Source organism: Candidatus Cryosericum odellii (assembly GCF_003570935.1).
Taxonomy (GTDB): domain Bacteria; phylum Caldisericota; class Caldisericia; order Cryosericales; family Cryosericaceae; genus Cryosericum; species Cryosericum odellii.
The window spans coordinates 1-5,798 of record NZ_QXIU01000073.1 but is presented as its reverse complement, the minus strand read 5'-3'; the positions used below and the strand labels follow the sequence as shown (position 1 = coordinate 5,798).

The 5,798-nt window shown below is 55.3% G+C and carries 6 protein-coding genes; all 6 read right to left on the bottom strand.

The annotated features are described in order from the left end of the window. Positions 1 to 1,661, bottom strand: a 1,661-nt coding sequence (locus SMC5_RS03000) for a RelA/SpoT family protein (RefSeq protein WP_133299151.1), incomplete at its 3' end; no start/stop codon positions are given. After that, a complete protein-coding gene (locus SMC5_RS02995; RefSeq protein WP_119119530.1) occupies positions 1,658 to 2,170 on the bottom strand; it encodes an adenine phosphoribosyltransferase in 513 nt (170 codons plus the stop codon). The genes SMC5_RS03000 and SMC5_RS02995, both read right to left, overlap by 4 nt. Before the next feature lie 46 nt (positions 2,171 to 2,216). After that, the gene (secF, locus tag SMC5_RS02990; protein ID WP_119119529.1) at positions 2,217 to 3,143 is read right to left on the bottom strand and encodes a protein translocase subunit SecF; all 927 of its coding nucleotides are present in this window, start codon (positions 3,141 to 3,143) and stop codon (positions 2,217 to 2,219) included. Positions 3,144 to 3,347: 204 nt separating this feature from the next. Beyond that, complete coding sequence (locus SMC5_RS02980) at positions 3,348 to 4,244, bottom strand: preprotein translocase subunit SecD (RefSeq protein WP_119119527.1); 897 nt, start codon at positions 4,242 to 4,244, stop codon at positions 3,348 to 3,350. A gap of 85 nt (positions 4,245 to 4,329) precedes the next feature. Next, a complete protein-coding gene (tgt, locus tag SMC5_RS02975; RefSeq protein WP_119119526.1) occupies positions 4,330 to 5,454 on the bottom strand; it encodes a tRNA guanosine(34) transglycosylase Tgt in 1,125 nt (374 codons plus the stop codon). 9 nt (positions 5,455 to 5,463) lie between these two features. Continuing rightward, the coding region (locus SMC5_RS02970) for an S-adenosylmethionine:tRNA ribosyltransferase-isomerase (protein ID WP_165848945.1) at positions 5,464 to 5,798 on the bottom strand (335 nt) is incomplete at its 5' end.

Sequence of the window (5,798 nt, the reverse complement as noted above, 5' to 3'; positions counted from 1 at the left end):
CGCGTCACGTAACCCAGAATCTCATCAGGATATGAAGGACTGCAACATGTGGCCATGATAATCGGAAGCGTCGCGTCACCTCGAACGACGATGCGGAAGCCACTGTCTGCAGCAGTCCGCCGGCCCGACAGCGACGGACGCGTCGCGACCGTGCGCGGGTGCTCCTCCACGTCCAGCTTCTCGGGGGTTGAATGCTCCAGTTCTTTCTTCCGCAGATATGCCCGGATATGACCCTTTGTCGAGGCCGCCTTGACAAACTGCAGCCAGTCTGATTTTGGCCCTCCGGAATTCCGCGAGGTAATTATCTGTACGCGGTCTCCAGTCACGAGTTCCGTATCGATAGGCACAATGCGATCGTTGACTTTTGCCCCAACTAAGTTGTTGCCTACGTCCGTATGAACGTGATAGGCAAAATCCACTGGAGTGGAGCCAACCGGCAGGTTGATGACGTCTCCTTTGGGCGTAAAGACGAGGACCTCGTCCGAAAACACATCTACCTTGACTCGCTCCACGAACTCTCCGCTACTGCGGACATCTCTCTGCCAGTCCACCATCTGGCGCAGCCAGGCGAACCGCTCTGAATCGACCAGATCGGCCGCCTTACCTTCCTTATACTTCCAGTGGGCAGCCACGCCCATCTCATCGACTTCGTGCATCCGCTTGGTCCGGATCTGGATCTCCAGCGGTTCTCCGTTGGAGCCCATCACAGTCGTATGCAGCGATTGATAACCATTCGGTTTTGGAAGAGCGATATAGTCCTTCACCCGACCGGGAACGACAGTAAATGCTTCGTGCACGTATCCCAGAACGAGGTAGCATTCAGGGATCGTGTTGACAAGAATCCGCACCGCAATGAGATCGTATATCTCGTCAAATGTCTTGCCCTGCTGAACCATCTTGCGGTAGATACTGTACAGGTTCTTTGGCCGGCCCGAGACCTGAGCGTGGATATCCTTTTCTTCCAGGAAATGGTCGATCTGGCCGATCGTTTCCTTTACAAATGCTTCCCGCTCAGCTCGCTTGGCAGCAACAAGTCCAGCCAATCTCCGATACTCATCGGGGTTCAGGTAGCGGAATGCGAGATCCTCCATTTCCCACTTGAGCTCGTATATCCCAAGCCGATGAGCGAGAGGAACGTAGATCTCCATGGTCTCCTGGGCAATACGCTGTTGCTTGTCTTCACTTAGATACTGCAACGTCCGCATGTTGTGCAGCCGGTCGGCAAGCTTGATCAGGACCACTCGCAGGTCTGCAGCCATGGCAAGGAGGATCTTGCGGACGTTCTCGAGGTTGTTCTCCTCGCGGGACAGATAGTTCAGCCCGTGGAGCTTGGTGACACCCTCCACCAATGAGGCGACCTTGGAGCCAAATCCGTCCTCCAGCTCCTTGCCCGTCGTCTGGGTGTCCTCCAGGACATCATGCAGCAAGCAGGCGGCGTAGGTCTCAGCATCCAGACGATAACCGGCCAGCACCAGGGCGGCTTTGACCGGATGGAGCATATAGGGAGCGCCAGAGGCACGTTTCTGATCTCCATGCCTCTGGCGCGCAAACACAAACGCTCGCTCAACAAGGCCAACCTCCTCTGGGGAGAGCCAGCCTCTCAGCGTCGCTATGAGAGTCCCAAACTCCTCGTCAACGTCAAACTCAGTGTCGAGCTTCAAAGGTCAAGTAACGAGACGACCCTTCCACCACTCAGCTTGCTGGCTCCGCCGAGGTCCTTCAGGGTCACCAGAAACGCATACGCGACGATGTCGCCGCCCAACGACTGGACGAGGTCGGCAGTAGCGCTGACCGTGCCACCCGTCGCAAGAAGGTCGTCGACGATCAACACGCGCTCGCCGGGCTTGATTGCATCTTCATGCATCTCAAGGATCGACACGCCGTACTCGAGTTCATATTCCTTCCGAACTGATTTGTAGGGAAGTTTCCCTGGCTTACGCGCCGGCACAAAACCGACATGCAGCGCGTAGGCCAGCGCAGCACCAATAATGAAACCTCTCGCTTCCACCCCGACTATCTTGTTAATACGGTCCGTTCTGAACTGCTTCGCCAGCTCGCCGACCGCAAATGCGAACGCGTCTGCATCGCCCATGAGTGGCGTCAGGTCCCTGAACACAATCCCCTTCTGAGGAAAGTCAGGTATGTCGCGTATGTAATCTCTCAGGTTCATTGTGCCTCCCTGCATTGTCCTTTGTCAACTGGGAGCCCTGGAAGCATTATGCCTTCTGCAAAGCAGCTGCCTTCTCTCTATGCTGCACCCACAGTACCAGCAAAGGCGTGGAAATGTAGATGGACGAGTAAGTTCCAGAAATGATGCCCACCAACAGTGTTGTCGAGAAGTCACGAATTGGAGCTCCGCCCATTATGAACAGAACGAGTACGGCGAGAAACGTCGTAAAGGACGTGTTGAACGACCGCATCCACGTCTCTGTGACTGCAGCGTTTGCAAGCTTATCGAAAGGTTCTTTCGCCCGATATCGCAACTTCTCGCGGATGCGGTCCATGACCACGACACCATCCTGCACGGAATAAGTAATGATCGCAAGAAAGGCACCAACAAAGGGTGCGTTGAGAGGAACCCGGAAAACGGCCAGGATGCCGAGGGCAACGAAGATATCATGCACCATGCCAAGGATCGTTGCAAGACCGAATGAGAATTTGAAACGAATCGTGATGTAGAGCAAGGTAAACAGCAACGAAAGGGCTAATGCCAAGCTGGATCGACGTAGGAGGTCACGCCCGATGACTGGTGCTATGGAGGTGATTTCCTCGGTGCCTGCATCAACGGCGCCATACTTCGCGACAATGTCACTGATGATCTTCCCACTGACAGCGGGGTCAATCTCACTTGCCTCCACCTTCATCGTAATGCCCTTTGCTCCAGCCCGTTGGACCGTAACGTTACTGTAGCCGTTGGCTGAAAGTATGTCGCGGACGACTGCCTCATCAGGAGCTTTCGCGAAGGATGCGTTGATGAGTGTTCCGCCTATGAAGTCAATGCCAAACTTCAGCGGCGACCCAAAGCTGACCGTATTGACAACCATGGCCACGATGCCAATCACAATAATGACAGATGACACAGTAAACCACGTGCGTGTCCTGCCAATGATGTCCCACGTCAGGATTCTCTCTCTGAATGTCATAGCTGCACCGCCTAACCGAGGAATTTCCGGCTGTTCCTGACAATGCCAGGAGTGAGCAGGAGGTCGACCAGCATATGGCTGGCAAACACAGCCGTGAACATACTGGCAAGAACACCGAGAGCAAGCGTCACGGCAAACCCGCGCACAGTGCCGCTACCGAAATAGAACAGGAATGCGGTGCCCACGAGCACGGTCAGGTTGGAGTCAAANNGAGAGTGTTGCATGCAACACGAGATATGCAGCCATGAGAATGTCGGCATAGATGATAAGAGCAATGCCGGAGACGAGGCCCAGATACCGGTACATGACGAACATCCAGATGACCACGAGGAGAAAGGCAATCACTGCCGCCAGCGCACTGCGGCGGACAAAAGCATTGCCGAGCGAAGGTCCAACGACTTCCTCGGAGATCGCAACCAGCTTAACAGGAAGCGAACCACTCTTCAGCAACAGTGCATCGTTGCTGGCCTGCTCAGCGGTGAACCCTCCGCTGATGACACCCTGACCGTCGGTGATAGCTGTCTCGACTGTGGGGCTCATCAGTACTTGGCTATCAAGGTAGATACTGATCTTCTTCCCGATGTTCGCCTGAGTAGCCGTCGCAAAGGCAGCCTTGCCCACCGCGTCCAGCGTAAAAGCAATCTGGGGTTCGCCAAGACTGTCCTGCGCCTGACTGAACACGAGCTTGGCATCCGTCAGGTTCTTGCCACTGACAACGACCTTGCCATCCTCGGTCTTGAACTCGAGAAGTGCAGTCTTGCCAATAATCTCTTTGGCCCGTTCGGGATCCTCCCAACCAGGAAGCTCCACCATGATACGCTTTGAGTTGGCGCCCTCACGAACGGCGACCGCCTCGCTGACTCCGAGAGCGTTGACCCGCTTGTCGATGACGCTGACCGCCGCGTTGATCGCGTCGTTCGTCGCCTTTGCCGACTCCGTGTCCTGCGCCTCGAGCACGATGCGCACGCCGCCTCTGAGATCAAGCCCCAGCTTCGGGACCAGCTTCGTGTTCTTGGCAATCAATCCCTGGTAGTTGATCACACCAGCGATAATAGCCACGACAATCACAAGAATAAGGCTTGCTGTTACTTTCGACCGCATTATGGTTCCTCCTCGTTTCGACAACACATCAAATGTACATCAAATAGGACTCAGTGTCAATGCAGCAATGAGCACTGCGAGACGCTCACCATGCCCTGTCGGACGATGCTGTGTACCGCTCGATGAATGCACGCTTGTACTCGGCAAAGGTGCCGGCCGCAATCGCATCTCGGATTTCGCCAATCATCGTCTGAAGGAACTGGAGGTTGTGAATGGTCGCAAGCGTTCCCGCGAGCATCTCGTTCGCTTTGAACAGATGCCGCAGATATGCCCGAGTGTAGTTGCGACACATGTAGCATGAGCAGTCTTCGTCGATAGGGTGGAAGTCTCGTTCGTAGATCTTCTTGGAGATCTTGACCACGCCATCCCGGGTGAAGACCATCTGATTGCGAGCTACTCTCGTGGGCAGAACACAGTCAAACATGTCGACACCGCGACTAATGATCTCCAAAATCCCGATCGGATCTCCCAGTCCCATGAAGTACCTTGGACGATCATCGGGGGCATGGAGCAAGCTATGATCCAGCATGTCCATGGTCAACTGACGCTCTTCGCCTACGCTGAGACCTCCTATTGCAAATCCCTGCGGTTCCAGCTCCATGATACGCTCAGTCGACTCCTCCCTGAGGTCGCCATAGAAGCCACCCTGCGTGATACCGAACAGCAGTTGGTGCGACTCACCCATCGCCTTCTTCGCCCGCCCGAACCAGGAGACAGTCCGCGCAAGGTCTTTCTCTGCTGTGACGCGCTCTGAGGGATATTGCGTACAGATATCCAGAGGCATGACCACGTCGGAGTCCAGGTTCTTCTCGATAGCGATCACGCGTTCTGGCGTGAACATATGCCTCGAGCCATCGATAAATGACTGGAACTCGATGCCTTCGTCACTTTTCTTGCTGATTCGGGAAAGACTCATCGCCTGGAAACCACCGCTGTCCGTGAGGATGCTCCAGTCCCAGTGCATGAATCGATGGAGGCCGCCCGCTTCATGCACGACGTCGTCTCCTGGCTGGAGATACAGGTGGTAGGTGTTCGAGAGAATGATCTCGAACCCGATCTCCCTCACCTGTTCTGGGGTAAGTCCCTTGATGGTCGCCTGTGTGCCGACAGGCATGAAAACAGGCGTTCTCACGGTGCCATGGGCAGTCGTCAGGATCCCCGTGCGTTCGCGTCCTGTGGAGCTCTGACAGGTCGTTTCGAATATGGCCATGCCAGCTGTCTAGAGGATCAGCATGGCATCGCCAAAGCTGAAGAAACGGTATCGCTCGCTGATCGCCTCATGATATGCTTTCCACATGAGATCCATGCCCATATACGCCCCAACGAGCATCAGCAGGGTCGATTTCGGGAGGTGAAAGTTCGTGACCAGATGGTCGAATCCGTGGAACTCATGAGGAGGATAGATGAAGATACTGGTCTCCCCGTTGTCTGCTCTGACAGTCCCGTCCGGGTTGATGCATGACTCGAGTGTCCTGGCGACCGTCGTGCCGATGGCAGTTACGGCTGCGTGGTTTGCACGAGCTGCGTTGACGGCCCTTGCCGTTTCCTCAGGCA